The organism is Mucilaginibacter ginsenosidivorax (assembly GCF_007971525.1).
GTDB classification, from domain to species: domain Bacteria; phylum Bacteroidota; class Bacteroidia; order Sphingobacteriales; family Sphingobacteriaceae; genus Mucilaginibacter; species Mucilaginibacter ginsenosidivorax.
In genome coordinates, this window is sequence record NZ_CP042437.1 from 3,605,187 (window position 1) to 3,631,304 (window position 26,118).

Below are 26,118 nucleotides of genomic sequence, written 5' to 3' on the forward strand. Positions count from 1 at the left end.
CTGCTTGGTATTTTTGTGACAAACCCATCAATCATTTGAAGATCCTTATTTTAACACATCGTGTCCCATTTCCGCAAAATGGCGGATATGCCATAGTGGTGTGCAATACCATAAAAGGATTAATTGCCCTTGGGCATGAAGTGTCGCTGGTGGCGTTAAATGCGCAAAAGTACAGTAGCAGCTATTATGAAAAAGACGAGCTGGAAGACAAGATAAACTACAGCTCGTTTAAAATCAACATCAACGTATCTATGTTTGATGCTGCCGTGAACCTGTTCCGCAAAAAATCTAACAATGTAGATAGGTATTACGATGCCGAGTTTGAGAAATTACTTATCAGGGAGTTAAAGAAAACGGCTTATGATATTATCCAGTTTGAGGGTTTGTTTGTTACACCTTACCTGGCATCTATCCGCAAAGTATCAAAAGCCAGGCTTATATATCGGTCACATAATATCGAACACCAGGTTTATGAGCGGCTTGCGCATCAAAAAACCGACCTGCTTAAAAGGTGGTACCTGCGCATGGTTGCCCGCCGTATTAAAGATTATGAATTGCAACAGCTTAATAAGTTTGATGCAATTGCGGTGTTCACTGCCGAAGATCAAAAAACCGTGCTATCATACGGCGCTACTATTCCGGTCGAGATTTTTCCTGTTGGTATAGATCTTACCCGGTACCGGCCCGATTTTAAGAAAACAGAGTTCCCCAGCCTGTTTTTTCTTGGCTCGCTGGATTGGCTACCCAACCGCGAGGGGATAGAATGGTTTATTGATAATTTTTATAAAGACCTGACAGAAGGCGACCTGCGGGTTAAGTTTTACGTGGCAGGCCATAACATTCCCGAGCGTTTTGACGACTACGAGGTAATGGGTAAAATATTTATCCAGGGCGAGGTTGACGATGCTTTTGATTTTGTAAACAGCAAAGCCATCATGATTGTTCCGCTTTTATCAAGCGGGGGTATGCGGGTGAAAATTGTGGAAGGAATGGCCATGCAAAAATGCATCATATCTACCGCCTTAGGAGCCGAAGGTATAAACTTTACCAATGGCACCAATATCATGATAGCCAATGATCGGGCCGAGTTTTACCATGCCATAGAACGGTGCATATCTGATGAGGAATTTTGCAAAAGCGTTGGCCTTAATGCGCGCAAATTGGTTGAGCAACAGCATGATGTAAACAAGGTTGCAAAGGATTTGGTTAAGTTTTATGAGGAGCTAAGTAAAACCGATAGCTGAGTCAGCCATCAGCTATAAAACCACTTTCTTAATTTGCAGCCCGGCTTAATTTTCCTCACCAAAATAATTACCTTTGCGGCTGATTGAACTGACCGCATGAAGAATACTGCTTTAACCGATGTACATATAAAAGCCGGTGCCAAAATGGTGCCTTTTGCTGGCTACAACATGCCCGTGCAATACGTGGGTATTAACGCCGAACACGAAACCGTACGCAAGGCGGTAGGTGTGTTTGATGTAAGCCACATGGGCGAGTTTATTTTGAAAGGCGATAACGCGCTTGACCTTATCCAACGGGTTACAAGTAACGATGCCGCTAAATTATACGATGGCAAAGTGCAATACTCCTGCCTGCCAAATGAAAACGGTGGCATTGTAGATGATTTGCTGGTTTACCGTATTGATGAAAAGACGTACATGCTGGTAGTTAATGCGTCAAATATTGATAAAGACTGGAACTGGATCTCCAGGTACAATACTAAGGGTGTTGATATGAAAAACATATCCGACCGCACTTCATTACTGGCCATCCAAGGCCCTAAGGCTGCCGAAGCACTACAAAGCCTTACCGATGTCGACCTGGTATCTATGGAATACTATACCTTTAAAAAAGGAAGCTTTGCAGGTGTTGATAACGTGTTAATATCGGCCACCGGGTATACCGGTGCAGGCGGGTTTGAAATTTATTTTGACAACCAATACGCAGAACAAATTTGGGAGGCAATTTTTAAAGCAGGTGAAGCGTTCGGCATAAAACCAATTGGCCTGGGCGCCCGTGATACCTTACGTTTAGAAATGGGTTTTTGCCTTTACGGTAATGATATTGATGATACCACATCGCCATTAGAGGCCGGCCTTGGCTGGGTAACCAAATTCAACAAGGAGTTTACCAATGCCGAAGCTTTGCAACAACAAAAACAAACAGGCGTAAGCAAAAAACTGGTTGGTTTTGAAATGATAGACCGGGGTATCCCGCGCCATGATTACCCCATTGTTGATGCCGATGGCAATACCATAGGGAAGGTAACATCGGGCACGCAATCGCCATCGCTACAAAAAGCCATTGGTATGGGGTATGTTGATAGTGCCTTCGCTAAAGAAGGTACGGAGATTTTCATCAGCATCCGCGATAATAAAATCAAGGCTAAAATTGTAAAGCCGCCTTTTTACAAATAGGAAGCCCCCTAACCCCCTGAAGGGGGAAAAAGAGTCTGCACTCTAATTTATTGTTAAAACGAATGTCTGAAAGTATCGATAACCAAACTCCCCCTTCAGGGGGCCGGGGGGCACACGTTTGCCTAACCCCGGCTTTGCTGCCACTTTTTAGCGTGGAAGAATACATTGTAGTGGTTATTGATGTTTTCAGGGCAACATCATCTATATGTTATGGTATTGAAAACGGTGCTGAGGCTATTATCCCGGTATCACAGGTTGAGGAGTGTGCCGCGTATAGAGAGAAAGGGCTGGATTACCTTTTGGCAGCAGAGCGCGACGGAAAAGTAGTTGACGGCTTTGATTTTGGCAATTCGCCATTTTCATACACCGCCGAAAAGGTTGCCGGTAAAACAGTGGTGCTTACCACCACAAACGGTACACACGCGCTGCATTTATCCCGCGCAGCAAAAAAAATTGTGATTGGATCGTTCCTAAACCTTACTGCATTAAGCGACTGGCTCAAAACACAGAACGATAATGTGCTGCTGGTATGTGCCGGCTGGAAAAATAATTTTAACCTGGAGGATACCCTGTTTGCGGGTGCTGTAACAGACCAGTTAAAAACTGACGGCTATGTTTTGGACGATGCCGCGCTGGCCGCCAATGATTTGTACCAGTTGGGTAAGCATGATATTAACGATTACCTCAAAAAGACATCCCACGGCGAGCGTCTTAAAAAATTAGGTATCCAAAAGGATATTGATTTTTGTTTGCAGGTAGATATTGCAACGGCTATCCCGGTGCTGGATGGGGAGCGATTGGTGAAGCTGCAGCAATAAAACAAAGTCGCTATTAGTGCATTTTTATTCGGTATCCTTTTCCAGTTTTCTTTTTCTGATCCATCTTCTGAACCACCAAAACCCAATAAGTGCTATAACTAAAACCGGCCACAGTGTTATGATGGTAAAAAACAACCCTTGTACAATATCCCAGCTTTGGGTTATTGCCTGTTTAAACCGGTAGCTAAAGCCATTTTCGTTAGTTGTTCGTTCGCTTTGTTTATTGTAAAAAGTGATATCAAGCGAGCTGAAAGCAACCTGGCGTGTCATATAATTTAGCTGCCCCTGGGTCGATTCAATATCCGTGCGGATATCGGCTATCTTGTCTTCTATCTCCAATAAGTCGCTTGTTTTTGTGGCTCTTCTTAACAAGTCCAGGTACCGGCTTTCCAATAACTGTTTATTTTTTAACCGGGTTGCTATGTCGATAAAATCCGACGTAACATCTTTCCTGCGGATGTTTTTAGTATCGATACTATCCCCGCTGGCTTGCAGCGCATTCAGGAACCTGTCGAAATTCTTTGAAGGTACGCGGATCTTTAGATCAAATTCTTTTTGGCTGTTGTCACTGCCATTGGTTTCTGTTTCTTCGGCTACATAACCGCCAAGGCTTTGTAATGAATTTACTATTTTTTGTTTTGCAGCGTTAAGGTTGCCGGTATGGAAACGGATTTCGCCTTCCTTAATGATCTTTTTTGAAGTATCTATCGTCTCTTTTTGAGGTGATACGCTTTTATCTGCGGCAGATTTAGCTAAAGAATTTGCGTTGCCAACGGCCTTTTCTTCTACCATCGGCAGCGGCGCAAGCATAACGTCAGCAGCTTGCATTTTTGATGGCTCACTTCTCTTTTCGCATGCACAGAGCGCAAACAATAAGGTAAATGAGATGATATAACTTTTCATAATAAGGAAGTTTAGTTTTGAGTTTAACGACACTATCCTTATTAAAGTATTTAAAAATTAATTTTTAACAAATTTAATTTTGTTAAATAGTAAAAATAAATATATAATTTGGCCTTGCGCTATTTCAGCTTCTCGTTATTCTTATGCCGGTCGGCGTCACGGATGCTTTTCTTTTCCATATTCTTTTCCAGTGCATCCGTGAGGTCGATACCGGTTTGGTTAGCCAGGCATATCAGCACAAAAAGCACATCCGCCATTTCATCTGCCAGGTTAACCTCTGTATCCGATTTTTTAAATGATTGCTCGCCATACTGCCTCGCCATAATGCGGGCTACTTCGCCCACCTCCTCCATCAAAATGGCCGTATTGGTTAACTCATTAAAATACCTGATCCCCGTGGTATTTATCCACTTATCTACCAGATGCTGCGCTTCTTTAATTTCCATAAAAGTTGTTAAAATATTTTCAATGATTGTCTCTGTCGGTGGTATCCATCACAATAGTTACCGGGCCATCGTTCAATAAACTAATCTTCATATCGGCCCCAAAAATACCGGTAGCTATTTTTTTACCGGTGATATCTTCAAGCGTTTTTATCATTTGCTCATACATCGGAATCGCCTTATCGGGTTTTGCCGCCCGGATAAATGATGGCCGGTTTCCTTTTTTTGTTTGGGCAAATAAGGTGAATTGCGATATCAGCAATATGTCGCCATTGATATCAGCAAGTGCTTTATTCATCAGGCCGTTTTCATCGCCAAAAACGCGCATACCTGTAATTTTATTGGCCAGCCATTTTAGGTCATCGTCAGTATCGTTATCCTCGATACCCAGCAATACCAGGAAGCCGGCACCAATTTGCCCGGTTATTTCACCATCAACTTTGCAATTTGCTTCGGTAACCCGTTGTAATACTGCCCTCATATGGACACGAATTTCACGAATTGGATCGAATTTCACGAATAAAGGCGGATTAATAGCGAATAAAAGATACAATTTGTGCCAGCGCGGGTTTCGATGTTTCAAATTAGTGTCAATTCGATTCAATTCGTGAAATTCGTGTGCATAAAAATCGCTAAGTTCGCAACCGCTATTATTTTTTTACTGATAGGTTCACAATGACTACTAAAAGAGGCTTTACAACTACCCTATTACATGCCGACCGCCTGGGCAAGCCAGAGCATGGGTCTTTACATAAACCAATACACACTTCTGTAACTTACGGGCACGAGGATGTGCAGGATTTGGTTGATATTTTTCAGAACAAAAAGAAAGGTTACGCATACTCGCGCCAGGGAAACCCTACGGTTACCGCATTGGAGTATAAAGTAACCCAAATGGAAAAGGGTTTGTCTTCTATCGCTTTTTCTACCGGGATGGCGGCTATTTCGGCCACCATTATGGCATTGATAAAGCATACCGATCATATAGTAGCCAGTTCGTTTTTATTTGGCAACAGCCGTAGTATTTTTCAAACCTATATTGATTTAGGCTTGGATATTACCTTTGTTGATGCTACAGATGTTGAAAACGTTCGCGCCGAAATAAAAGAGAACACCAAGCTTGTTTTTGTTGAAACCATAGCCAACCCTGCCACGCAAATTGCAGATTTGGAGGGCATTGGCGCACTTTGCAGCGAAAAGGGAATTTTATACGTGGTGGATAACACCATGACCTCGCCTTACCTGTTTAATCCGGTTGATGTAAAAGCAGGCCTGGTCATCAACTCGTTAACCAAATACATTGGCGGCCATGGCAATGCATTAGGCGGCAGTGTTACCGATACAGGCTTGTTTGACTGGAGCATATACCCCAACATTTTCCCGGGCTTTAAAACCCAGGTAAAACCCGAAGCTTTGGGTATGACGCAGATTCGTAAAAAAGGACTTCGCGATGCAGGGGGCACTTTATCGCCCGAAGCTGCACACTCTTTATCTGTAGGGGCAGAAACGCTGGCTTTGCGTTTGGAGCGGGCCTGTAATAATGCGTTAGCATTAGCTACTTATTTTGAAAACCATCCAAAAATTAAAAAAGTATTTTACCCGGGCCTGGAAAGCCACCCGCAGCATGAGCGCGCCGGTAAGTTATTTGCCAAATTTGGCGGGCTGATGAGTATTGAGCTGGATGACAGTATTGATTGCCTTGCATTTTTAAACAAACTACAATTGGTAGTAAAATCAAGCAACCTGGGCGACACCCGTACCCTGGCTATCCCGGTGGCCCAAACTATCTTTTTTGAGCTTGGCGCCGAGCGCCGTGCCGAAATGGGCATCCCCGAAAGTATGATCCGCCTATCGGTAGGTATTGAAGACCTGGACGATTTGGTGGAAGATTTTAAGGCTGCTTTGGAAGGATAAAGAATTTTGGAGCAAGGATTAAGGCCAACGCAATCAAGCTTTGTTCTTGATTCTTGACTCTAACCTTTTGATCTATTTTACGCCCTGGTATCATTCCCATGATAAATGCTCAGGTAGCTTTCGTAACGCGATAGTTCAATATCGCCCTCTTCTAAAGCTTCCAGCACAGCACAGCCGGGTTCGTTAATATGGCGGCAATTGTTAAAGCGGCATTGGTTCATACGCGAGCGCATCTCGGGGAAAAAGTGACTTAGTTCGTTTTTTTCTATGTCGATAACACCCAATTCGCGGATGCCGGGGGTGTCAATAATAAAGCCGCCCTGGGGCAGTTCAAACATTTCGGCAAAGGTGGTGGTGTGCATGCCTTTGTCGCTCCACTCGGATACCATGTGGGTGCGCAGGTCAAGGTTGGGTAACAGGGCATTAATCAGGCTTGATTTACCCACGCCGGAGTGGCCGGAAAACAGCGTTACCTTATCTTTTAAAAGTTCCTGTACTTTATCAATGTTGGTGCCCTCCAGGGCCGATACTTCAAAGCAGGGGTATCCAATTTTTTCGTAAACAGCTTTCAGGTCTGCCAGTATTTCCAGGCCTTCGTCGCTAAACAGATCTACTTTATTAAATATCAATCGTGCGGGGATATCATAAGCCTCTGCGGTAACCAAAAAGCGGTCGATAAACCCTAACGACGTGCGTGGCGAAGCTAAAGTTACTACCAATAGGGCCTGGTCAAGGTTGGCTGCTATGATCTGGGCCTGCTTACTTAGGTTGATAGCCTTGCGGATAATATAGTTTTTACGCTGGTGCAGTTTGGTAATTACTCCGTTTTTCTGCTCGGGTTCCATTTCAAACTCCACCACATCGCCCACGGCCACGGGGTTGGTGGTGGTGATGCCTTGCATCCTGAATTTTCCTTTTATCCGGCAATCAATCCGTTGGCCATCGGGTGTTTGCACCTGGTACCAGCTTCCGGTTGATTTGATGAGTAATCCCTGCATAGTAATTAAGGCTCAAAAGTAACAAATACTATGCTTATATCGCCAATAATGCCACAATGCTGTTAATCAAGTATTCATTTTTAAAAAAGTAAAATAATCCTTGCTTATTAAAAAATAATCTATTTACTTTGTCGACATTATAAGTATGACAATTAACAACACCATTATTACAACAATTATTACCACCGGCATAAAACTCGGAGGAAGATAATCGTATGGTGTAAAACATAAACAAAAGAAACCAAATGAAGCCTTCCTCCAAAAACGAGGAAGGCTTTTTTATTATTTATATTGCTAAAACCACACAATGAAAGTTTTAAAATTCGGCGGCACATCCGTAGGTTCCGCCGCAAGTATCCAAACGCTTTTAAACATATTAAAAGGCGAAGTAAAAAATGAAGTTAAGCCGGTTGTTGTATTATCGGCAATGGGCGGGGTAACCAACCTGCTGGCCTCTATGGCCGAAGATGCCGCCAATGGTAAAGAATTTACAGCCCAACTGGCCGAACTGGAAAGGCGCCATTTTGAAGTAGTAAAAACACTGCTTGATGTACAAAACCAAAACCCGGCCTTTACCCGTTTAAAAATTCACTTTAACCAGTTAGAGGAATTGCTGCAGGGTGTACTAACCCTGCGCGAGCTTACCCCCAAAACCCGCGACCAGGTACTAAGCTTTGGCGAACGCTGCTCAACCATTATGGTGAGCAAAATAGCTGCCCAACATTTTACTGATGTATTGTATGTTGATGCTGCCGACGTAATTAAAACCGATAGCGCTTTTGGCAATGCCAAAGTAAATACAGAGCTAACCGAATTACTGATAAAAACTTTACACCAGGAAAATAAAGATAAAATATTGTTTGTTACTGGTTTTATTGCGGGTAACGATGCCGGCCAAACAACCACATTAGGCCGCGGCGGTTCTGATTATACGGCTGCCATTTTTGGCGCTGCGCTTAACGCCAAAGAGATCCAGATATGGACTGATGTAAACGGCATGATGACCGCCGACCCGCGCATGGTTAAAAAAGCATTCTCGTTAACCGAGCTTACCTATACTGAAGCCATGGAACTTTCTTACTTCGGCGCCAAGGTGATCTATCCGCCAACTATGATCCCTGCTTTCCTGAAAAAGATCCCTATCGTTATCAAAAACACTTTCGAGCCGGAGTTTGAAGGTACCGTGATCCGTCATGATTGTAAAGCGTCAAGTCTGCCTATCAAGGGCATTTCGTCTATAAACAATATCAGTATCCTTAATTTAGAGGGTAGCGGCATGGTAGGAAAATCGGGGTTTAGCGGTCGTTTATTCTCACTATTAGCCCGCGAGCAAATCAATATCATTTTAATCACCCAATCGTCATCAGAGCACAGCATTACCTTTGCGGTACAGCCACAGGACACCGAAAAGGCCAAACAATTGATAGAGCAGGAGTTTGAACTGGAGCTGTTGGCTAAAAAGCTGGAGCACCTGGTGATCGAAAAAAACCTGGCCATATTGGCTGTGGTTGGCGAAAACATGAAGCAAACGCCGGGTATGTCGGGCAAGTTGTTCCATGCGCTAGGCCGTAACGGGGTTAACGTAAGGGCTATCGCCCAGGGTTCGTCTGAGTATAATATCTCGGTTATCATTTCGGCCCAGGACCTTTCAAAGGCACTCAACGCCGTACATGATGCTTTCTTTGTACAGCTAACTAAAACGCTTCACGCTTTCTGTTTAGGTACAGGTAACATTGGTAAAACCTTGTTTGCCCAGCTAAATGCCCATACCGATTACCTGAAAGATAATAACGGCATCCAGGTAAAAGTTGCCGGCATCAGCAATACCCGTAAAATGACTTTTAACAGCGATGGTATTTCATTAGATACCTGGCAAACTGATATTGAGGCATCACCATACACCGCCGATTTAAAAGAGTTCATTGAAAAAATGAAGGCGATGAACCTGCCCAACTGTGTGTTTATTGACAATACCGCCAGCCCTAAACCAATTGAGTTTTATGAGGATGTTTTTAAAGCCAATATCTCGGTAATCACCTGTAATAAAATAGGTAACTCGGGCAGTTACGCGCAATACCGCACGTTTAAAGATACCGCCCGCCGCCATGGGGTCGATTTCTTTTACGAAACCAATGTGGGTGCAGGCCTGCCTATCATCAACACATTAAAAAACCTGATGAACAGCGGCGATAGAGTACAGCGCATAGAAGCTATTTTATCGGGCACCATATCGTTCATCTTTAATAATTTTAAAGGCGATGCCAATTTCCATGATGTGGTGAAAGAGGCACAGGAAAAAGGCTATACCGAACCCGATCCGCGCGACGATTTGAGCGGTAAAGATTTTATGCGCAAAATGCTCATCCTGGCCCGCGATGCAGGGTACGCGATGGAAGAGGCCGATGTTGAAATTGAAAGTGTATTGCCAAAAGCCAGCCTTGAAGCAAAATCGGTAGATGATTTTTACGCCACCCTTAAAACAGAAGATGCTCACTTTGCAAAGCTAAAAGACCAGGCCGAGAAAGATGGTAAGGTGTTACGCTACATAGGCAAGCTGGAAAATGGTAAAGTAACCATCACCCTGCAAATGGTTGACGAAAACCATCCGTTTTACATGCTATCGGGCAGCGATAACATTATATCATTTACTACTGACAGGTACAAAGAACGCCCGCTGGTAGTAAAAGGCCCGGGCGCTGGTGCCGAAGTAACAGCTGCAGGTGTATTTGCTGATTTGATAAATTTGGGCGCGAATTAAAAGCATAGTCCTTAAGCCCCCTAGCCCCCTGAAGGGGGAACTATAGTTTGATAAATTTATATGGAAGATAATAAGACATTCGAAACAACTAAACCCTCTTTGGCACCCCCTTCAGGGGGCGGGGGGGGCGTACACGTTTTTGCCCCGGCTACTGTTGCGAACGTAGTTTGTGGTTTCGACGTACTGGGTTTCGCGGTTAACGAGCCGGGCGACGAGGTGATTATGCGGATGACCAATAAGCCCGGCATTACCATCAGCAAAATTACAGGCGATGATGGGCGGTTACCTATGGATCCGGCAAAAAATACGGTGAGTGTGAGCGTTCAGCATTATTTGCAAAGTATTGGCCGTACCGATATTGGGTTGGATATTGAACTGCACAAAAAAATGCCGATAGGTAGCGGGCTGGGTTCAAGTTCGGCCAGTACGGTAGCTGGGTTATTTGCTATTAAAACCTTATTGGGTGATGATAGCGATGCGGCCAAACTATTGCCTTTTGCCATGAAAGGCGAAGAAATGGCCTGCGGCCATGGTCACGCTGATAATGTAGCGCCAGCATTATTAGGTGGCTTTGTGCTGATCCGCAGTTATGATCCTTTGGATGTAGTGCGATTGCCGCATCCGGCAGGCTTGTGGTGCGCCATCGTATTCCCTGATGTGGATGTACCTACAAGGGAGGCACGGCAAATCATCCGTAAAAATATCCAGATGAAGGATGCAGTAACGCAATGGGGCAATATTGCAGGCCTGGTAAGCGGTTTATTTATGAACGATATTGACCTGATTGGCCGCAGCATGAAGGATGTATTGGTTGAACCCGTACGCTCGATGCTGATTCCTGATTTTTATAAAATGCGCGAAATGGCGATGGAATTAGGCGCGGTTAGCTTTGGTATCTCCGGCTCTGGTCCTTCTGTTTTTGCCTTCACAAAAGATGAGGATACAGCGCACCGTATAACCCAAAAACTACAAAAACATTTAACCGGTTTAAAAATAGGCTCTAATGGTTATGTATCAACTATAAATGATGCGGGGCCGAGGGTGCTGGGGTAAGTAAAAAGTAAAAATTCAAAAGTAAAAAAACCAATGTAAAACCACCGTCATTGCGAGGTACGAAGCAATCCCTGATATGCAGGGCGAATAAGCTTAGTGCACAACCAATCCTAAAGAGATTGCTTCGTGCCTCGCAATGACGGGAGCAAAAAACAAATCCGAAATCGAACATCCGAATTCCCAAATCAAAATGAAACTCTATAGTACTAATAATATCCAATCAGAAGTATCTTTTAAAGACGCCGTTTTTAACAGCATGCCGCAGGATAAAGGTTTATATATGCCTATCAGCATCTTGCGTTTGAGCGATGATTTTATAAATAACCTGGACAAGTACACCCTGCCAGAAATTGCTTTTGAAGTAGCTAAAAATCTTTTAGGTGATGCGATGCCCGTTGATGATTTGAAAGCGTTGATTGATGACGCTATCAACTTTGACGCGCCGGTTGTAAAGCTGGATGATAACGTGCACGTGCTGGAACTCTTCCACGGCCCATCATTGGCGTTTAAAGATTTTGGCGCTCGCTTCATGAGCCGTGTAATGAGCTACTTTTTAGAAGAAGGTGAAAAACAGCTGGATGTATTAGTTGCCACCAGCGGCGATACCGGCGGTGCCGTTGCCCTGGGCTTTTTAGGCGTTCCAAATACCAGGGTTACTATCCTTTATCCCAAGGGCAAGGTAAGTGGCGTACAGGAGCAGCAATTAACCACCAACGGACAAAACATTCGCGCCCTTGAGGTTGATGGTACGTTTGATGATTGCCAGGCCTTGGTTAAACAAGCGTTTACCGATCCCGAACTGAACGAAAAATTCCGCCTGACATCGGCCAACTCTATTAACATTGCACGTTTGGTGCCGCAAACCTTTTACTACTTTAACGCTTACGCACAGCTGTTGAGGCAGGGTGTAAAAAAGGTAATCTTCTCTGTACCAAGCGGGAACTTTGGTAATATCGGTGCTGGTTTATTAGCCTGGAAAATGGGTTTACCAATCGAGAAGTTTATTGCCGCTACAAATGCCAATGATACAGTGCCCGAATTTTTAAAAACCGGCATTTATCAGCCTAAGCCATCTGTTGCAACTTTATCAAACGCCATGGACGTGGGCAACCCGAGCAATTGGGTACGTATTGCCGATCTGTTTAAAACAGATATGGAAGAGCTGAAAAAATTAGTAGTGGGCTTTACTTACAACGACGAAGAAACAGTAAAAGCCATCAACTGGGTATTTGATACCTATAGTTACGTGGTTTGCCCGCATACTGCTATTGCCTGGCAGGCATTGACAGATTACCAGTACGATAATGCCAGCGCAGATACTGCAGGCGTGTTTTTATCAACCGCTCACCCTTGTAAGTTCCCCGATGTTTTTAGCGCCGAAATAACCGCTAAAATTGATGTACCCGCGCAGGTAAAAGAACTGGAATCAAAAACCAAACTGGCCATCGCGATAAGTAAAGATTTTGAAGACTTTAAAGGTTATCTGCTGAGCGCTAAATAATAAGCGCTTAGACTTCCGAAGCTATAAACTTCGGAAGTCTTGTTATTCATTCGTCAATTTTGCCATTCGTAGTTATATTTGATCTGTGAAAAATACTTCAATGCGCAACAAAAAATTCATCATTCTTTTTTGTTTAATTATGCTGTCTTTTGCGGCCTGTAAAAGTCATTCCAAATTTAACCGGGACGACTGGAACGAGGGCGACGGCCTTACATTTAGCTATCGCGATGGCATGGTTGACGATTTATTGCAAAACCAAAAACTCAAAGGGTTAAAATACCAGGAAGTGATTCACTTGCTGCACCGCCCGCAGCAAAGCAATAAGGCCGAGATGATTTACGAAATTGTGGAAATAAGGAAGCCTGGAAAACCACTCTATGTTAAACAGCTTATCCTATCCCTTAAAGATTCTGTAGTAACCGACGCAAAAATTTACGAGCATACTGATAAGAAATAACACTACTTCTTGAACCGGGGATTGTTGGCGAGCATTCTTTTGCTGTGGTGCACCGTGAGCACGTCTATTTTAGATTTATTAATGACCTTATAAATCACCCGATAACTTCCAACAAGTACCTCCCTTATCGAAGGATCTTGCTTTTCCCGCACGATTTTTCCGGCTCTTGGATATCGTTCTAAAATTCTGACACTTTCTTCAAAGAAACGTTGAACCTGTATCATCGCATAGTGCTCAGAATCCCTGGAAATAAACGCTGCAATATTATCAATGTCTTTTATTGCTTGTTTGGTCCAATTTATTTCAACCATTTGGCAAGGCTTTCTTTAGCTTGTTCGGTTGAAAAGGTTTCGCCTTTATTTGATTGTTCAATGCCGATATCAATTTTGTTTAAAAGCATCAACCGGTCTAATATATCTTCAAAGCTAAATTCTCCAGGCAGATCGTTAACGGTTTTTAATACTTCTTCCTTTGTCAGCATGATGTTTATTTTAATAATCTAATTTACAAAATAAATTTTAAAGTGTTTATTTGCTCACAGCATTTAACAACATGATCAATACCATCATATTCGACCTTGGCGCAGTTTTGATAGACTGGAATCCGCATTACGTTTACAAAACAATATTTGACGACGAGCAGGAAATGCACAATTTTCTGGCCAATGTTTGCACTTCCGACTGGAACGAAGAACAGGATGCCGGTCGCTCGTTACAAGAGGGTACCGATTTGCTGGTAGCGCAGTTTCCGGAGCATGAGGCTAATATCAGGGCGTTTTATGGCCGGTGGATAGAAATGCTGGGCGAGCCTTTTCATGGCACCGTCGAGATTTTTAAACAGTTAAAGGAGAGTAATAAATATAAGATATACGCGCTCACCAATTGGTCGGCAGAGACATTTCCTTTTGCACAAGCTCGTTTTGATTTTTTAAACTGGTTTGATGGCGTGGTAGTATCTGGTACCGAAAAAATGCGTAAGCCGGCACCTGAGTTTTTCCAGGTCCTGCTCGACAGATATAATGTTAACCCTACCGAAGCCTTATTTATTGACGACAATTACCGCAACGTTTTGGCATCAGAAAAAATGGGCATCAAAACCATTCATTTTAAATCGGCCGATGAATTAGCGGAAGAACTGAAGGCGTTGGATATTTTGTAATCGATTTTAAAAATCAATCATATCCATATTAAATTGCGGCTTAAAAGTGTAGCGCAATTGTACCAGGCCACTCGAAAATGTTTCGCAGCCCAGGAACATCAGGTCGATACGGTGTTTAACATCAAACAGTTGCTTACCAGAGCCTAATATTACCGGGTGTACAGATAGTAAAAACTCGTTAATTTGCTTTTTGGCCACAAATGCGGCCACCAGTCCGGCGCCACCAAACAGCCAGATGTTTCCGCCTGGCTGATGCCTTATTTCATCAACACGACGGTCAAAATCTGCGGAACGAATAATTTCTGCATTGCCTGCTACCGAGGTTAGCGTATCAGTAAACACATACATTTTAAGCGCCGCAAACAGCCCCGGATCAGTATCAATAAACATTTCGTAACTTTTACGGCCCAGGAATATGGCGTCAGCCTGGTTCAAAAATTCCGTCATCCCATAATCCTGATCGGCAAAACACCAGTCGTACTCGCCATTTGGGCCCTCAATGTAGCCATCAAGGCTCATGGCCAGGTTTAAAATTATTTTTCGCATGGTAGATGGATTTATGATTATTCTTCGCCCTGGTGTTTTTCCTGCCATTGCCTGGTGAACGACTTTTCGGCAACTTCGGGCATTTCTCTTAAATGGCCCCAAGTGTTTTTAAAGAAAAAACGAAGGAGGAAGTTTTTCATTTTGCCGCCAAAAAAATCTGTCAGACTGCGTTTAAGCATTCCTTTTTTCCAGATGGCCCAGCCCCAGCGCTCTTTGGTGGTTACCAGGCCCTCGTTAACCGCGTCGCGGCGGTTAAGCAGTAGCATTTTGTGAATATCTATCTTAACCGGGCAAACCTCGGTGCAACGGCCGCAGAGGCTTGATGCGTAGCTTAGGTGTTTAAATTCCTCCATGCCATCGGTATGCGGCGTAATAATAGCGCCAATAGGGCCGCTGTAAGTAGTGTTATAAGTGTGGCCACCCACATTCTGGTAAACCGGGCATACATTAAGGCAGGCCCCACACCGGATGCAATATAAGCCCTGGCGCTGCTCTTTTTGGGCCAGCAGGTTGGTGCGGCCGTTATCAAGCAGTACCACGTACATTTCTTCGGGTCCATCGGTTTCATTAGCCTGGCGTGGGCCGTTTAATATGGTATTGTAAACGGTAAGGTTTTGCCCGGTGCCGTGCGTTGACAGCATTGGCCAAAATAAATCAAGATCGGTTATGGAGGGGATAACTTTTTCTATTCCCACCACCGCGATATGAATTTTGGGGAAGGTGGTACACAAGCGGGCATTTCCCTCATTTTCGCTGATGGCCACACTGCCCGTATCTGCCAGCAGGAAGTTGGCGCCGGTTATGCCAACATCGGCCTGTAGGTGTTTGTCCCGTAGTAATTCCCGTGCTTTCAGGGTTAACTCTTCGGCTGTAGCCTCTAAAGATGTGCCGAAATGCTGATGGAATAGTTTGGCAATATCCTCCTTGCTCAGGTGCATTGCCGGGGTAACAATATGGTAAGGTGCTTGCCCTAATAGCTGTACAATGTATTCGCCAAGGTCGGTTTCTAATGATTCGATGTGGTTTTCTTTCAAAAATTCATTCAGATGAATTTCTTCCGTTACCATCGATTTGGATTTTACAACCGTTTTGGCTTTTGCTTTTTGAATGATGTTCAGGATCTCGCGGTTGGCCTCTTCGGCATCATTGGCCCAGATAACTTTGCCGCCCCTGCGTTGGAAATTGGCTTCAAACTCGGGCAAAAACTTGTCCAGGTTTTCCATCACCTTCCACTTAATCACATGGCCTTTTTTCTTGGCATTGTCAAGATTTGCTATGCGCGATATGCCGCTTGCTGCAGCCACGTTGTACTTATCAATGCTGTTATTGATAATACGGCGGTGGCTTGCATCAAATACCTTCTCCTCTGATGCAACCAAAAACTCTTCGGCAGTGCTTCCCATATATGCGAATTTAGGGATTTTAGTGAGAAGTTGGTTGATTGGGTTGAATAAGTTGATTGAGTTGGTTAGGTTAACCGGGGATTTGTAAAGGAAATTTTCCGTTAAAACAAAACGAGGCACAAATTTGCGCCTCGTTTTGTTATGAATAGTGGTTTTTCAACCTAATCAACTTATTCAACCCAATCAACCACTCACTACTTAGCTCCATCAACAACTGGTTTTTTATCACGATTGGCTAATTCCCAGCCGGTATAAAATACCAATTGCGCCCGTTTTGCCAGTAACGGGAAGTTAATTTTGCTTACTTCATCGCCAGGCTGATGATAATCGGCATGTACGCCGTTGAAGTAGAAAATAATGGGCACGCCGTGTTTTGCAAAGTTGTAATGATCACTACGGTAGTAAAAACGGTTAGGATCATTAGGGTCATCATATTTATAATCCAGCTTCAGGTGGGTATACGTATTGTTAGCGTTTTCGCCAATATCATGTAGTTCCTTGCTTAGCATTGCTGAACCGATAGGGTATACGTAGTTGGCAGAATCGGGTTTGCCAATATATTCTTCGCCTACGCGGCCAATCATGTCAATATTTAAATCGGTAATGGTATTAGCCAAAGGATAAATAGGATGATCGGTATAGTACTCAGATCCTAAAAGCCCTTTTTCTTCGCCAACGTTGCCTAAAAATAAAACACTGCGGCGTGGGCCGTGTCCATCTTTTTGGGCTTTCGAAAACGCGCGGGCAATTTCAAGGATGCCTGTAGTACCCGATCCGTCATCATCGGCACCGTTATTTACTTTGTCCTTAGCTTTAGGGTCAGCCTCTAAACCAATATGGTCATAATGGGCCGAAAACACCAGCACTTCATCTTTCAAATCGGTGCCTGGCATAAAGCCAACAACATCAACAGCTTTAACATCGGTGCGGTCATTTGAAAAATTGGCTGTAAAATCGGCTTTTGCCGTTACAACAGGTGTAGTGTTGGCGGCGGCTTTTAAATCGCTGTAGGTTTTACCGGTTGATTTTACCAGCTCATCGGCAATTGCTGTAGTTACATGAAAAACAGGTACACCGGTATTGGCTTTAGCAGCTTCTTCTTTGATAGTTAAACGCGGACTTGCAATGCTTCTGCCAAAACGTTTAAGTAGAGCAGTTAAATCGCCGTTGGCCGCCAAAATAATTGCAGGTTTTTTGCTTTGCAGGTTGGCAAATACTTTTAAACGCGCTGTGGTCATGCGTACAGCCACATTTGCTGTTTTACCTTCTTCGGGTTTGTCCTCGTTTATCCACAATACAACCTTGCCCGCAAGATCAGTTGATCCTATTTCGCCCTCGGTGCCGAAGCCTACAAATACAACTTCGCTGCCGCTTACATTTTTATCGGGCACAGTACCGTTAGGTATAAAATCCTGCCCTAAAACAAATGGTTTGCCATTAACAGCAAAGGCCGATACTTTTAACGCACTTTGTACAAGGGGTACGTTAAAGAAGTATGATCCGTTTACCGGTGCCTGCAGCCCTAATTTTTTAAATTCGCCAGCTATGTAATTTGCGGCTTTTTCAGCCCCGGGCTTACCAGTTTCCCGGCCTTCAAATTCGTCAGACGCCAGGATGCTCAGGTGTCGTTTGGCGTCCTCGGCCGTAATCAGCTTCCCGTACTTCATGGCGGTAGGGTTTTGCTGCGCACAGGCATTAACCGCTATTGCAGCAGAAAATGCCAGTAATGTTACTTTTTTCATGTATGGTAATTAATTAAGTCAGTTTCTTTTTTAGTATCAAGTAGCGAGTATCAGGTATCAAGACTGCCGCTGCTTTTTAGTATCAAGTAGCAAGGCGTCTGCATAAGAAGTTTTCTGCCTTTCGCCCTTTACCTTTACCCTTTTGCCTCCAATAATCAGCAGGAAATTTTACCTACCCTGGTGGCGTGGCGGCCGCCTTCAAATTCGGTGGCAAAAAATGCCTGTACTATTTTTTTAGCTTCGTCGATGCTGATGAAGCGTGCCGGGATACATACAATATTGGCGTTGTTATGGCTGCGGGCAAGTACGGCCAGTTCTTCGTTCCAGCAAATGGCGGCGCGGATGCCCTGGTGTTTATTGGCGGTAATGGCTACGCCATTGGCGCTGCCGCAAACCAGGATGCCTAAATCGCACTCGCCACTTTCAACAGCTGACGCGACAGGATGTGCAAAATCGGGGTAATCAACAGATGTATTGGAATAGGTACCGAAATCTTTTAACTGGTCGGCCGGGATATCGGCTAATAAAGCTTGTTTATAATCAAAACCCGCATGATCGGCGCCAATGGCAATTTTAAGCCCTTCTTTCATTGATATTGAATAATTAGTAGTTTTTGCAAAGGTGCAATAAATGCGCAAATTTCAAATATGCCGATGTGCAGATTATTTGAGGGATGTGAGATTGTTACAAAGCTGCGGATGTGCAGATATGCAGCTTTTAGATGTGCAGATTAACTTACTTGGAGCTTAGCCGTTTTGGATGTGCAGATTTTTAAAAGATCGCGATATCCAGCTGCTATAATTGCATAATAGCGGCGCAGTTTTAAGCCCTCTCCTTTGGAGAGGGTTAGGTGAGGCTCTTTATATCGCCTTATCTTTGCAGCGTTCTACCACTTCAATGTAGTAATTTTCATAAAGTGGGAGTATAGTGGCCAGGTCGAATTGTTTAGCGCGGGCAAGGGCGTTGTTTTTAAAGGTTTCCAGGCGGGCTTCATCTTCCAGGATGTATATAGCTCTTTCGGCCATGCCGTCTACATCGCCAACGTTGTTCAGGTAGCCGGTTTCGCCGTCGACATTCAGCTCCGGTAAACCGCCGGCATTACTGCTGATCACCGGCACCTTGCATGCCATAGCCTCCAGCGCGGCCAAACCAAAACTCTCGGATTGTGAGGGCATCAGGAATAAATCTGCTACAGATAAAATCTCCTCGATAGCATCCTGTTTGCCCAAAAAGCGTACATTGTCTGTGACGCCAAGATCGCGGCATAACTGCTCGCAACCCGAACGTTCGGGACCATCGCCCACCATTAATAGTTTTGAGGGGATGGATTTAATCACCTGGGCAAATATCTTTACCACATCTTCGGTACGTTTTACCTTGCGGAAGTTGGAGGTATGCACCAGCACCTTTTCGCCGAATGGTGCTATCGCTTTTTTGAAGTGGTCCTTTGCTTTAAGGCTGAAACGGGTCAGGTCGATAAAGTTAGGGATCACCTTAATATCGTTTTCGATATCAAAAAATTTATAAGTGTCTGATCGCAGGTTTTCGGATACTGCGGTTACGCCGTCCGATTTATTGATAGAAAAGGTAACTACCGGTTTAAATGTACGGTCTTTTCCAACCAATGTAATATCGGTACCGTGCAGGGTGGTAACTACCGGGATATAGATGCCATAAGTGGCCAGTATTTGCTTGGCCATAAACGCCGCCGAAGCATGTGGTATAGCGTAATGCACATGCAATACATCCAATTGCTCATGACGTACCACATCAACCAAACGACTGGCCAGGGCAAGCTCATAAGGCGGGAAATCAAACAGCGGGTAATTGCTTACCGACACCTCGTGGTAAAAAAGATTTTCAGAAAAAAGGTCTAACCGCGCAGGCTGGTTATAAGTAACAAAATGTACCTGGTGACCGCGGTTTGCAAGGGCTTTACCAAGTTCGGTAGCAACAACCCCGCTTCCGCCAAAGGTTGGGTAACATACGATTCCAATTTTCATCTATGATTGATTTCGATGCAAGTTTAACAGCAATTTATGGCAAATGTGTTAACACTGTGTAAAATGATTTAACTTCGTTAAGTAACTTTTACCTATTCTAAAATATAAAACAGCTACCTGTTATGAGTAACGCTATTAATTTAAAAATCAACGCCATACAGCACATTGGCGTGCCGGTAACCAACCTGGAAACCTCGCAGCTTTTTTATAGCCGCCTTGGCTTCAGTAATGTGATGGAAGCGCCGTTTACCGATAACGGCGGCACAGGCACCTGTGTGATGATGCAAAGCGGTAATATCATCATGGAGCTGTACCAGCTGCCCGATGCGGGCCTGCCGGCAATCCGGTCAAGAAGCAACGGGCATATAGATCATGTAGCGTTTGATGTAAGCGATATCGAGGAGGCCTTCAAGGAGATAACTAAAGCCGGTTTTAACGTGCTTGAGCCCGAACCGGTGTTCCTGCAGTTCTGGGAAAAGGGCTGTAAATATTTTAACATCACCGGACCCGATGGGGAAAGGCTGGAGTTTAACCAGGTGCTGTGAGGTTTGATAGGGGGAGGGAAGCACGGCGGCTAAGACTCACCCGGTCGGGTTTATATTTAAGCTGAAGTTGTGAGGGCCCCTCATTTAAATCAAGTGATCCTGAAGCTTACAAAACATTAGTCACCCACCACGTATTCCCAAATGGATCTTTAACCCCGGCGCTGCGCCCGTAAGACTGATTGGCCGGTGGTATAATGCTTTCGGCTCCGTTATCAAGGGCTTTGTGGTAGGTTTCGTCGCAGTTATCTACGTAAATAAACATGCCTGCATTTTGCTGGGTAAAGGTATCCGTGCAGCCGGCAAACATAATGGTGCTGCCTTTAATGCTAAGCTCGGCATGCATTATGGTGTTTTCATCGCGCATGGCTTTGTATTGTTCGGTAGCGCCAAATACTGTTTTCATAAACGCAATAAATTTATCGGCATTGGGGATAACCAGGTAGGGCATAATGTGCTGATAGTTTTCGGGGATGTTTTTTTCAGGTTCCATTTGGGTTTGTTTTTAAACAAAAGTAAAATGTGGCGAGCAATCAAAATTGTAAAAACCGGACATTATTCCATTTGGGAACGATAATGTTTTATGATTTCAACCAATGCTGATAAAACCCTCGGCCTTACCAGAAAAGTAAAAGCCGGGGTGGTAGCCGGTAAACGCCCTTACATCATGTATAAAATGCGATTGGTCGTAATAGCCGCAATCCAGCGCAATTTGTGTGAGGGATTTGCTGCTGTCATATTGTTGAATGGCATCGTGCAGGCGTACCACGCGCAGGTAGGTTTTGGGGCTAAAACCGGCGTGTTCTTTAAATAACCGATCAAACTGTCTTGCCGATAAGTTATAGGTATCGGCAAGCTGGGCAACAGTTTTGTTGGGGTTGGTATGGATAACCTGTTTTATACAGGTAATAATCCTGTCGTTTTTTAATTTACTGGCCCGGAGTTGTTTTATTAAATAGGCAGATAAAATATCGGCCCGCTGCTGATTATTGGGTGCAAGCATAATCTGTTCTTCCAGCAGACGGCCTGAAGTTCCTAAAAAGGTATCATAATCTAAAGCCAGGTTGCTGGTTTGGCTGCTTGGAGTATTAAATAACAAGGGCACCGCGAAAGGATAAAGATACGCGCCGAAAATACCAAAGCTTTGTTTGGTGATAAACCGCCGGTACCGTGTGCTTTGAAACTGGATGCCTGATGGCCCGCCGTTTTCGATCCCGTTATTGGTTAATTCATCAAATGTCGACCGGTAATGAAAAACCATTTCGGTGCAGCTATCGGCAATGGAACGGTAAACATACTCCGGTTCGCCCGCCGTTAGTTCATGCTCCAGCACCCAGTAAAACCTCACGTAAGGTTTCAATATTTCGGGCGGAGCAATGGTGTAATACTTCATTTCGGAACCGGCTATTTCGAATGGTGGTTTATTAACTTAAAATTAGGGTTTATTTTTGAATTTGCAGCGCTTAATATTAGGGCGTTCAACCAGGCCAACGCATATAAACATGGTTAACATAACTTAACACATTTTTAAAATTTAATTTACAAGTATCTGATATACAATATGTTAATTTTTTTCATGGTTAACATTAAAATTGACGTTTTGCACCAACTAAGGGCATCTAAGGTTTGTGCTTATGGCCAAAACAGGTGCTGAACAATATGCCCAAAACCAGCATTAATAGTAAGGGGCCCGTTTGCTCGCGGGCCCCTGAAAAAGCAATGTAACCTGTAACCATCCGAAGACTATAATTTAATCATCAATAGCCCGGCTCAGTGACTAATATGCAGCCCATTATAAGTATGTACTCCCGATTGATTGCCGTAGCTAAAATTGCTTACGGTAAATCGTTTGTATTTTTCTTTGTATTTATTAAAAACCGCCTGGGGTTGTTTTTTGCCGTTAACCGTCATCTCATCGGCATTCAGCGTTAAATCATGAACGCTATTTTCATTGGCTACAATATTATCGCTCACCAAATCGGCTATTAATTGCTTCACCAAACGTTGGTCTTCTTTGGCTTGTGCCTGGTCTTTTTTAGCCTGTATCTGGTCAAGCCGGGCTTGTTGCTGGTCTTTCATGGCCTGTTCCTGGTCTTTTTTGGCTTGCTCCTGGTCGCGGGCAGCGTTTTCCAGGTCGTGGCGGGCTTGCACTTGCTCATTAGCGGCATTTTCCTGGTCGCGCTTAGCTTGTTCCTGGTCACGTTTAGCCTGTTCCTGGTCGCGCACGGCCTGCTGTTGGTCGCGTTTGGCTTGCTCCTGGTCTTTTAGGGCTTGTTGCTGATCTTTTTTAGCCTGTAACTGGTCGCGTTTGGCCTGTTCCTGGTCTTTTTTTGCCTGAATTTTATCCAATCTTATCTGCTCCCTTATTTTGCTTATTACTGCGCTGTATTCGCCCCATTTAGCTGCAGGTATTTTTTCGCCATCTACATAAAGTTCTGTCAGTTTTCCGGCTATCAGTTCTGCCTTGTAAACGGTGCCATTCCAGTTGGTTTTAAATTCTTCTACCTGTTTGCCGTTGCGGTTTACTACCTGGGCGTAATTACTGTATTTGTAATCTTCGTCGCTTAGCTTTTCTTTTTTTTGTGCATAAGCTGTAGTTGTAAAGGTAATAGCGGCTATAAGCATGCCGTGTTTTAAATAGTTTGTTTTCATTTTTTTTTGACGGTTTTGTGGGTTAAAAAAATGGCAATACAATTCCGGCCCGCCTTGCGGCAAGTTTTAAAAATGCATAACCTGTTGGGTTTTAAAAATGCTAAGCCTGCAGCAAGGGGCGCGCTTTCCCTTTGCTAACGGGTGTTAGCGGGTATGTTTATAATTGTACACTTACATTATTCGGTTTCTTCACGGCCTGCTGGTCTTTAAACGCTTGCTCCTGATCTTTGCGGGCCTGTTCCTGGTCTTTTTTGGCCTGCTCCTGGTCTCTTTGGGCTTGTTGCTGATCTATCAAAGCCTGCTGCTGATCGCGCCTGGCCTGCTCCTGGTCGCGTGCGGCCTGTTGCTGGTCTTTACGGGTCTGTTCCTGATCGTGTTTGGCCTGCTCTGCCGCTTCTGCTTGCCGCGGTTTAAGCGGGGTATCATGGCTGTTTAGTAATTCGCGGTCGGCAATCACTTTTTCTGCATCAGCTGCCACCCGGGCGGCATCTTTTTTTAACTTCTCCTGCATTTCGGCGGCTGGGGGAGGTTGCGGTGGGTCAATTGGTTTCATTTCGGCAGGCGCCTTTGGCATTGGCGGGCTTGCCGGTTCGGCGAAAGACTGCTGATGTTTTGGCCAGGTGGCCTCCGTTTTTGCCCGATGACTTAGCGCTGTGGCATCGGTTAACTTAACGGATGTTGTAACTTTATGGTCAAACGAATTGCTGTGCACAACTTCAGTTTTGGCTATGTGCCGGGTTATTTCCCGTACCTGGCTAATGGCGGCTGTTGCCACCATTGACGATAATATGATAATACCCGCCAGGAAGAAAATTTTTTCGGATGCGCCGATGCCCTTATTTTGGTTTTGAAGTATCCGGCTGATGCGTTGCAGCAATTGATTTTTTTTGCCGGGAAAGGCTACCTGGTATGCCGTGCCATACAAAGAATACTCTTTAAAACTGATTAGCGCCTGCACAAACTCGCGTTTGTTTTGTGTTTGGGCCAGGGCTATATCATCGCAGCAATTTTCGCGCTCATCGCGCAGCAGCGAAGAGATCCACAGGAGGCCGGGATTGAAAAAGAAAACGGTTTCTACCAGCACTTGTAAAAAATTAACAACGTAGTCATTACGCCTGATGTGGGCCAGCTCATGCAGCAGCACAGCTTCAACCTGGCCCGCCGGTAAGCCGGCAAGCAAACCTACAGGTATTAATATGATGGGTTTTAAATGCCCTACTACCAAAGGCACTTTTACATAGCCCGACTCAAAAAGCTGCACAGCTTTTGTTAATTGCAGCTTTTGGCAAAGCGCAGTTACCTTTTGTTGCCAGTATTGGGCAGGTGCCGATATATACCTGCGTCTGGCCTGGTGAATGTAAAGTACCGACCGCATCATTTTTATAGCCCTAAACACAAACAGGGTAAACCAAAGCAACACCACCACCGGGGCATTGGCCGTAAAGTAGTTGGCACAGGTTTGGGTAAATGCTTTTATACCTGCCGCATTTAAATTAAGTAACTGTGCTGCATTATAGCCTACCGCACCCGCAAGTGGTTTTGCAGCGGGTTGCAATGCGTTGCTGTTCCATATCCAAATAAACGTAAGTGTGCATGAACCGGCAAATAATAAAAATTGTAAAAACACCAGGTTATACCTTACCGCCGCGCTTGCTTTGCGGGCCAGCATTAGGCTGATAACGGTCAGCACAGCAATTAACAAGCCCTGCCATAATGAGTGGATAAGCATCCAGCTAAAGGCCTGTATCAGGCGGCCGGCAGTATCGGTGGTTGTGGTAAGCAGCTGCATACTTTGGGTTTTTAATTATTTGCCTTTATCAAAATTGTTCAGTAGCTCTTTTATTTTTTGCAATTCTTTGTCTGATGTTTTATCGCTGCCCAATAAAGCAACCATCAGGTTACTTGCAGATCCATCGTACATCGAATCGACAAAGCGCCCCAGCATGTTTACCTTTACTTTGCCCTCTTCAAGCGTGGCGCGGTATATATGCTTCATATGGGTTTCGTCGCGGTCAAGCATGCCTTTTTCTTTCATTACCTGCATCAGCTTCAGGGTTGAGGTATAAATTACGGCGTCTTTTTGCTCGTTAAGCTTATCATGCACAAAACGCACGGTTGATGGGCCGTGTTTCCAAAGTACCTGTAGTACATCCATTTCGGTTTTGGTGGGTATCGTTTGGTTGGTTGTATCTTTCATGTTAAATCAAAGGTATGTATTTAAAACGTACGTTGCAATGATTAGGATTAATTTATTTATTTTTCTTAAATTGTGATTTTAAAGGCACCTACAAACCAATGGTTTAAATAAACAAAGCGCCGGTTTTGAATGTTTAAATCATCAATCACTTACATCTATGAAAAAATTCGACATAAAATATGCCGTAAAAGGCAAGCAGTTTGATCTGAATATCCGCGCCAAATCCGACTCGGTCATCAAAGGGGTTTATTACTCGCTTTATATGCATGGGGTTTGGCTGGCCAATATTTATAAAACAGGTATGGAGCAATATAAAGCACTATCATATACCAGTGCCTTTCATCAGCATGAACTGGAAGCGATAGGGCGGCAAATTGACTTGGTTAACTAAATTGCAAAATTGTTAAGCGGGTGCTTTTTCTCTTATAATGACATGATTTCGAGTTGCTGATTATCAATATCCAATAACCGTCATTGCGAGGTACGAAGCAATCCCCGACATGCTAAGTCCCACATAGTTCGGGATTGCTTCGTACCTCGCAATGACGGTAGTTTAGCACATTGGTTTAACTATATTTCGTTGCACGGCATAATATTTTTTTTTCAGGCT

General features: G+C 44.1%; 27 protein-coding genes. 11 read left to right on the forward strand and 16 right to left on the reverse strand.

Annotated features, from left to right (window positions below; all coding sequences use genetic code 11):
* Positions 1–35 precede the first annotated feature (35 nt).
* The 3 genes from FSB76_RS15125 (at position 36) to FSB76_RS15135 (ending at position 3,238) form a co-directional block, all read left to right on the forward strand.
* Positions 36–1,244, forward strand: a complete 1,209-nt coding sequence (locus FSB76_RS15125; protein ID WP_147054696.1) for a glycosyltransferase family 4 protein — start codon at positions 36–38, stop codon at positions 1,242–1,244.
* 96 nt (positions 1,245–1,340) lie between these two features.
* Positions 1,341–2,420, forward strand: coding sequence for a glycine cleavage system aminomethyltransferase GcvT (gene gcvT, locus FSB76_RS15130; protein ID WP_147054697.1), 1,080 nt, complete (start codon positions 1,341–1,343; stop codon positions 2,418–2,420).
* A gap of 62 nt (positions 2,421–2,482) precedes the next feature.
* On the forward strand, positions 2,483–3,238 hold the full coding sequence (locus tag FSB76_RS15135) for a 2-phosphosulfolactate phosphatase (RefSeq protein WP_147054699.1): 756 nt from the start codon (positions 2,483–2,485) through the stop codon (positions 3,236–3,238).
* 24 nt (positions 3,239–3,262) lie between these two features.
* Here the strand turns inward: FSB76_RS15135 and FSB76_RS15140 are convergent, their stop codons facing one another.
* The 3 genes from FSB76_RS15140 to dtd form a co-directional block, all read right to left on the reverse strand.
* Positions 3,263–4,141 carry a DUF4349 domain-containing protein gene (locus FSB76_RS15140; protein ID WP_147054701.1) on the reverse strand — a complete coding sequence of 293 codons (879 nt, stop codon included), beginning with the start codon at positions 4,139–4,141 and terminating at the stop codon, positions 3,263–3,265.
* A gap of 119 nt (positions 4,142–4,260) precedes the next feature.
* Positions 4,261–4,587: a nucleotide pyrophosphohydrolase gene (locus FSB76_RS15145; protein ID WP_090638190.1), complete on the reverse strand. Its 327-nt coding sequence runs from the start codon at positions 4,585–4,587 to the stop codon at positions 4,261–4,263.
* Between the two features lie 19 nt (positions 4,588–4,606).
* The gene (dtd, locus tag FSB76_RS15150; protein ID WP_147054703.1) at positions 4,607–5,065 is read right to left on the reverse strand and encodes a D-aminoacyl-tRNA deacylase; all 459 of its coding nucleotides are present in this window, start codon (positions 5,063–5,065) and stop codon (positions 4,607–4,609) included.
* Positions 5,066–5,259: 194 nt separating this feature from the next.
* Between dtd and FSB76_RS15155 the strand changes: the two genes are divergently transcribed.
* On the forward strand, positions 5,260–6,498 hold the full coding sequence (locus FSB76_RS15155) for a cystathionine gamma-synthase family protein (RefSeq protein ID WP_147054705.1): 1,239 nt from the start codon (positions 5,260–5,262) through the stop codon (positions 6,496–6,498).
* A gap of 77 nt (positions 6,499–6,575) precedes the next feature.
* Here FSB76_RS15155 and rsgA read toward each other — a convergent pair whose 3' ends face one another.
* Positions 6,576–7,496, reverse strand: a complete 921-nt coding sequence (gene rsgA / locus FSB76_RS15160; protein WP_147054707.1) for a ribosome small subunit-dependent GTPase A — start codon at positions 7,494–7,496, stop codon at positions 6,576–6,578.
* A 307-nt stretch (positions 7,497–7,803) separates the two neighbouring features.
* Here rsgA and thrA point away from each other — a divergent pair, with 307 nt between their 5' ends.
* From thrA to FSB76_RS15180, 4 genes are all read left to right on the forward strand, one after another.
* Positions 7,804–10,254, forward strand: a complete 2,451-nt coding sequence (thrA, locus tag FSB76_RS15165) for a bifunctional aspartate kinase/homoserine dehydrogenase I (RefSeq protein WP_147054709.1) — start codon at positions 7,804–7,806, stop codon at positions 10,252–10,254.
* Positions 10,255–10,314: 60 nt separating this feature from the next.
* Positions 10,315–11,307, forward strand: a complete 993-nt coding sequence (locus tag FSB76_RS15170; RefSeq protein WP_147054711.1) for a homoserine kinase — start codon at positions 10,315–10,317, stop codon at positions 11,305–11,307.
* A 190-nt stretch (positions 11,308–11,497) separates the two neighbouring features.
* Positions 11,498–12,808 (forward strand): threonine synthase, encoded by a 1,311-nt coding sequence (thrC, locus tag FSB76_RS15175; protein ID WP_147054713.1) that lies wholly within the window; start codon positions 11,498–11,500, stop codon positions 12,806–12,808.
* A gap of 85 nt (positions 12,809–12,893) precedes the next feature.
* Positions 12,894–13,265: a hypothetical protein gene (locus FSB76_RS15180; protein ID WP_147054715.1), complete on the forward strand. Its 372-nt coding sequence runs from the start codon at positions 12,894–12,896 to the stop codon at positions 13,263–13,265.
* A gap of 2 nt (positions 13,266–13,267) precedes the next feature.
* Here FSB76_RS15180 and FSB76_RS15185 read toward each other — a convergent pair whose 3' ends face one another.
* Together FSB76_RS15185 and FSB76_RS15190 are read right to left on the reverse strand one after the other, a co-directional pair.
* On the reverse strand, positions 13,268–13,576 hold the full coding sequence (locus tag FSB76_RS15185) for a type II toxin-antitoxin system RelE/ParE family toxin (RefSeq protein WP_147054717.1): 309 nt from the start codon (positions 13,574–13,576) through the stop codon (positions 13,268–13,270).
* Positions 13,564–13,746 carry a hypothetical protein gene (locus FSB76_RS15190; protein ID WP_147054719.1) on the reverse strand — a complete coding sequence of 61 codons (183 nt, stop codon included), beginning with the start codon at positions 13,744–13,746 and terminating at the stop codon, positions 13,564–13,566. Before FSB76_RS15190 ends, FSB76_RS15185 begins: the two co-directional genes overlap by 13 nt.
* A 71-nt stretch (positions 13,747–13,817) precedes the next feature.
* Here FSB76_RS15190 and FSB76_RS15195 point away from each other — a divergent pair, with 71 nt between their 5' ends.
* Entirely contained in the window at positions 13,818–14,423 is a 606-nt protein-coding gene (locus FSB76_RS15195) for an HAD family hydrolase (protein WP_147054721.1), read from the forward strand.
* A gap of 6 nt (positions 14,424–14,429) precedes the next feature.
* Here the strand turns inward: FSB76_RS15195 and FSB76_RS15200 are convergent, their stop codons facing one another.
* The 5 genes from FSB76_RS15200 to bshA all read right to left on the reverse strand — a co-directional run bounded on the left by FSB76_RS15200 (position 14,430) and on the right by bshA (position 20,117).
* Complete coding sequence (locus tag FSB76_RS15200; protein ID WP_147054723.1) at positions 14,430–14,969, reverse strand: dihydrofolate reductase family protein; 540 nt, start codon at positions 14,967–14,969, stop codon at positions 14,430–14,432.
* A 17-nt stretch (positions 14,970–14,986) separates the two neighbouring features.
* Positions 14,987–16,372, reverse strand: coding sequence for a LutB/LldF family L-lactate oxidation iron-sulfur protein (locus FSB76_RS15205; RefSeq protein WP_147054725.1), 1,386 nt, complete (start codon positions 16,370–16,372; stop codon positions 14,987–14,989).
* A gap of 194 nt (positions 16,373–16,566) precedes the next feature.
* Entirely contained in the window at positions 16,567–18,114 is a 1,548-nt protein-coding gene (locus tag FSB76_RS15210) for a M28 family peptidase (RefSeq protein WP_147054727.1), read from the reverse strand.
* 155 nt (positions 18,115–18,269) lie between these two features.
* Complete coding sequence (gene rpiB / locus FSB76_RS15215) at positions 18,270–18,704, reverse strand: ribose 5-phosphate isomerase B (protein ID WP_147054729.1); 435 nt, start codon at positions 18,702–18,704, stop codon at positions 18,270–18,272.
* 270 nt (positions 18,705–18,974) lie between these two features.
* Positions 18,975–20,117 (reverse strand): N-acetyl-alpha-D-glucosaminyl L-malate synthase BshA, encoded by a 1,143-nt coding sequence (gene bshA / locus FSB76_RS15220; RefSeq protein WP_147054731.1) that lies wholly within the window; start codon positions 20,115–20,117, stop codon positions 18,975–18,977.
* A gap of 122 nt (positions 20,118–20,239) precedes the next feature.
* Here bshA and FSB76_RS15225 point away from each other — a divergent pair, with 122 nt between their 5' ends.
* Entirely contained in the window at positions 20,240–20,662 is a 423-nt protein-coding gene (locus FSB76_RS15225; RefSeq protein WP_147054734.1) for a VOC family protein, read from the forward strand.
* Between the two features lie 106 nt (positions 20,663–20,768).
* Here the strand turns inward: FSB76_RS15225 and FSB76_RS15230 are convergent, their stop codons facing one another.
* The 5 genes from FSB76_RS15230 to FSB76_RS15250 all read right to left on the reverse strand — a co-directional run bounded on the left by FSB76_RS15230 (position 20,769) and on the right by FSB76_RS15250 (position 25,508).
* Complete coding sequence (locus FSB76_RS15230) at positions 20,769–21,152, reverse strand: VOC family protein (protein WP_147054736.1); 384 nt, start codon at positions 21,150–21,152, stop codon at positions 20,769–20,771.
* 96 nt (positions 21,153–21,248) lie between these two features.
* The gene (locus tag FSB76_RS15235) at positions 21,249–22,052 is read right to left on the reverse strand and encodes an AraC family transcriptional regulator (RefSeq protein WP_147054737.1); all 804 of its coding nucleotides are present in this window, start codon (positions 22,050–22,052) and stop codon (positions 21,249–21,251) included.
* 377 nt (positions 22,053–22,429) lie between these two features.
* A complete protein-coding gene (locus FSB76_RS15240) occupies positions 22,430–23,311 on the reverse strand; it encodes a hypothetical protein (protein WP_147054739.1) in 882 nt (293 codons plus the stop codon).
* Positions 23,312–23,468: 157 nt separating this feature from the next.
* The gene (locus tag FSB76_RS15245) at positions 23,469–25,100 is read right to left on the reverse strand and encodes a M56 family metallopeptidase (protein ID WP_147054741.1); all 1,632 of its coding nucleotides are present in this window, start codon (positions 25,098–25,100) and stop codon (positions 23,469–23,471) included.
* A 15-nt stretch (positions 25,101–25,115) separates the two neighbouring features.
* Complete coding sequence (locus tag FSB76_RS15250; protein ID WP_147054743.1) at positions 25,116–25,508, reverse strand: BlaI/MecI/CopY family transcriptional regulator; 393 nt, start codon at positions 25,506–25,508, stop codon at positions 25,116–25,118.
* A gap of 157 nt (positions 25,509–25,665) precedes the next feature.
* Between FSB76_RS15250 and FSB76_RS15255 the strand changes: the two genes are divergently transcribed.
* On the forward strand, positions 25,666–25,899 hold the full coding sequence (locus tag FSB76_RS15255) for a hypothetical protein (protein WP_147054745.1): 234 nt from the start codon (positions 25,666–25,668) through the stop codon (positions 25,897–25,899).
* The last annotated feature ends 219 nt before the right edge of the window (positions 25,900–26,118 follow it).

Excerpts from the sequence above, each read along its gene's own strand:
- FSB76_RS15200 (WP_147054723.1), bottom strand. The coding sequence starts at position 14,969 with ATGCGAAAAATAATTTTAAACCTGGCCATGAGCCTTGATGGCTACATT.
- dtd (WP_147054703.1), bottom strand. The coding sequence starts at position 5,065 with ATGAGGGCAGTATTACAACGGGTTACCGAAGCAAATTGCAAAGTTGAT.
- FSB76_RS15235 (WP_147054737.1), bottom strand. The coding sequence starts at position 22,052 with ATGAAGTATTACACCATTGCTCCGCCCGAAATATTGAAACCTTACGTG.
- FSB76_RS15255 (WP_147054745.1), top strand. The coding sequence starts at position 25,666 with ATGAAAAAATTCGACATAAAATATGCCGTAAAAGGCAAGCAGTTTGAT.
- FSB76_RS15240 (WP_147054739.1), bottom strand. The coding sequence starts at position 23,311 with ATGAAAACAAACTATTTAAAACACGGCATGCTTATAGCCGCTATTACC.
- bshA (WP_147054731.1), bottom strand. The coding sequence starts at position 20,117 with ATGAAAATTGGAATCGTATGTTACCCAACCTTTGGCGGAAGCGGGGTT.
- FSB76_RS15205 (WP_147054725.1), bottom strand. The coding sequence starts at position 16,372 with ATGGGAAGCACTGCCGAAGAGTTTTTGGTTGCATCAGAGGAGAAGGTA.
- rsgA (WP_147054707.1), bottom strand. The coding sequence starts at position 7,496 with ATGCAGGGATTACTCATCAAATCAACCGGAAGCTGGTACCAGGTGCAA.
- thrA (WP_147054709.1), top strand. The coding sequence starts at position 7,804 with ATGAAAGTTTTAAAATTCGGCGGCACATCCGTAGGTTCCGCCGCAAGT.
- gcvT (WP_147054697.1), top strand. The coding sequence starts at position 1,341 with ATGAAGAATACTGCTTTAACCGATGTACATATAAAAGCCGGTGCCAAA.
- FSB76_RS15250 (WP_147054743.1), bottom strand. The coding sequence starts at position 25,508 with ATGAAAGATACAACCAACCAAACGATACCCACCAAAACCGAAATGGAT.
- FSB76_RS15170 (WP_147054711.1), top strand. The coding sequence starts at position 10,315 with ATGGAAGATAATAAGACATTCGAAACAACTAAACCCTCTTTGGCACCC.
- FSB76_RS15185 (WP_147054717.1), bottom strand. The coding sequence starts at position 13,576 with ATGGTTGAAATAAATTGGACCAAACAAGCAATAAAAGACATTGATAAT.
- thrC (WP_147054713.1), top strand. The coding sequence starts at position 11,498 with ATGAAACTCTATAGTACTAATAATATCCAATCAGAAGTATCTTTTAAA.
- FSB76_RS15190 (WP_147054719.1), bottom strand. The coding sequence starts at position 13,746 with ATGCTGACAAAGGAAGAAGTATTAAAAACCGTTAACGATCTGCCTGGA.
- FSB76_RS15140 (WP_147054701.1), bottom strand. The coding sequence starts at position 4,141 with ATGAAAAGTTATATCATCTCATTTACCTTATTGTTTGCGCTCTGTGCA.
- FSB76_RS15145 (WP_090638190.1), bottom strand. The coding sequence starts at position 4,587 with ATGGAAATTAAAGAAGCGCAGCATCTGGTAGATAAGTGGATAAATACC.
- rpiB (WP_147054729.1), bottom strand. The coding sequence starts at position 18,704 with ATGAAAGAAGGGCTTAAAATTGCCATTGGCGCCGATCATGCGGGTTTT.
- FSB76_RS15230 (WP_147054736.1), bottom strand. The coding sequence starts at position 21,152 with ATGGAACCTGAAAAAAACATCCCCGAAAACTATCAGCACATTATGCCC.
- FSB76_RS15195 (WP_147054721.1), top strand. The coding sequence starts at position 13,818 with ATGATCAATACCATCATATTCGACCTTGGCGCAGTTTTGATAGACTGG.
- FSB76_RS15155 (WP_147054705.1), top strand. The coding sequence starts at position 5,260 with ATGACTACTAAAAGAGGCTTTACAACTACCCTATTACATGCCGACCGC.
- FSB76_RS15210 (WP_147054727.1), bottom strand. The coding sequence starts at position 18,114 with ATGAAAAAAGTAACATTACTGGCATTTTCTGCTGCAATAGCGGTTAAT.
- FSB76_RS15135 (WP_147054699.1), top strand. The coding sequence starts at position 2,483 with ATGTCTGAAAGTATCGATAACCAAACTCCCCCTTCAGGGGGCCGGGGG.
- FSB76_RS15245 (WP_147054741.1), bottom strand. The coding sequence starts at position 25,100 with ATGCAGCTGCTTACCACAACCACCGATACTGCCGGCCGCCTGATACAG.
- FSB76_RS15225 (WP_147054734.1), top strand. The coding sequence starts at position 20,240 with ATGAGTAACGCTATTAATTTAAAAATCAACGCCATACAGCACATTGGC.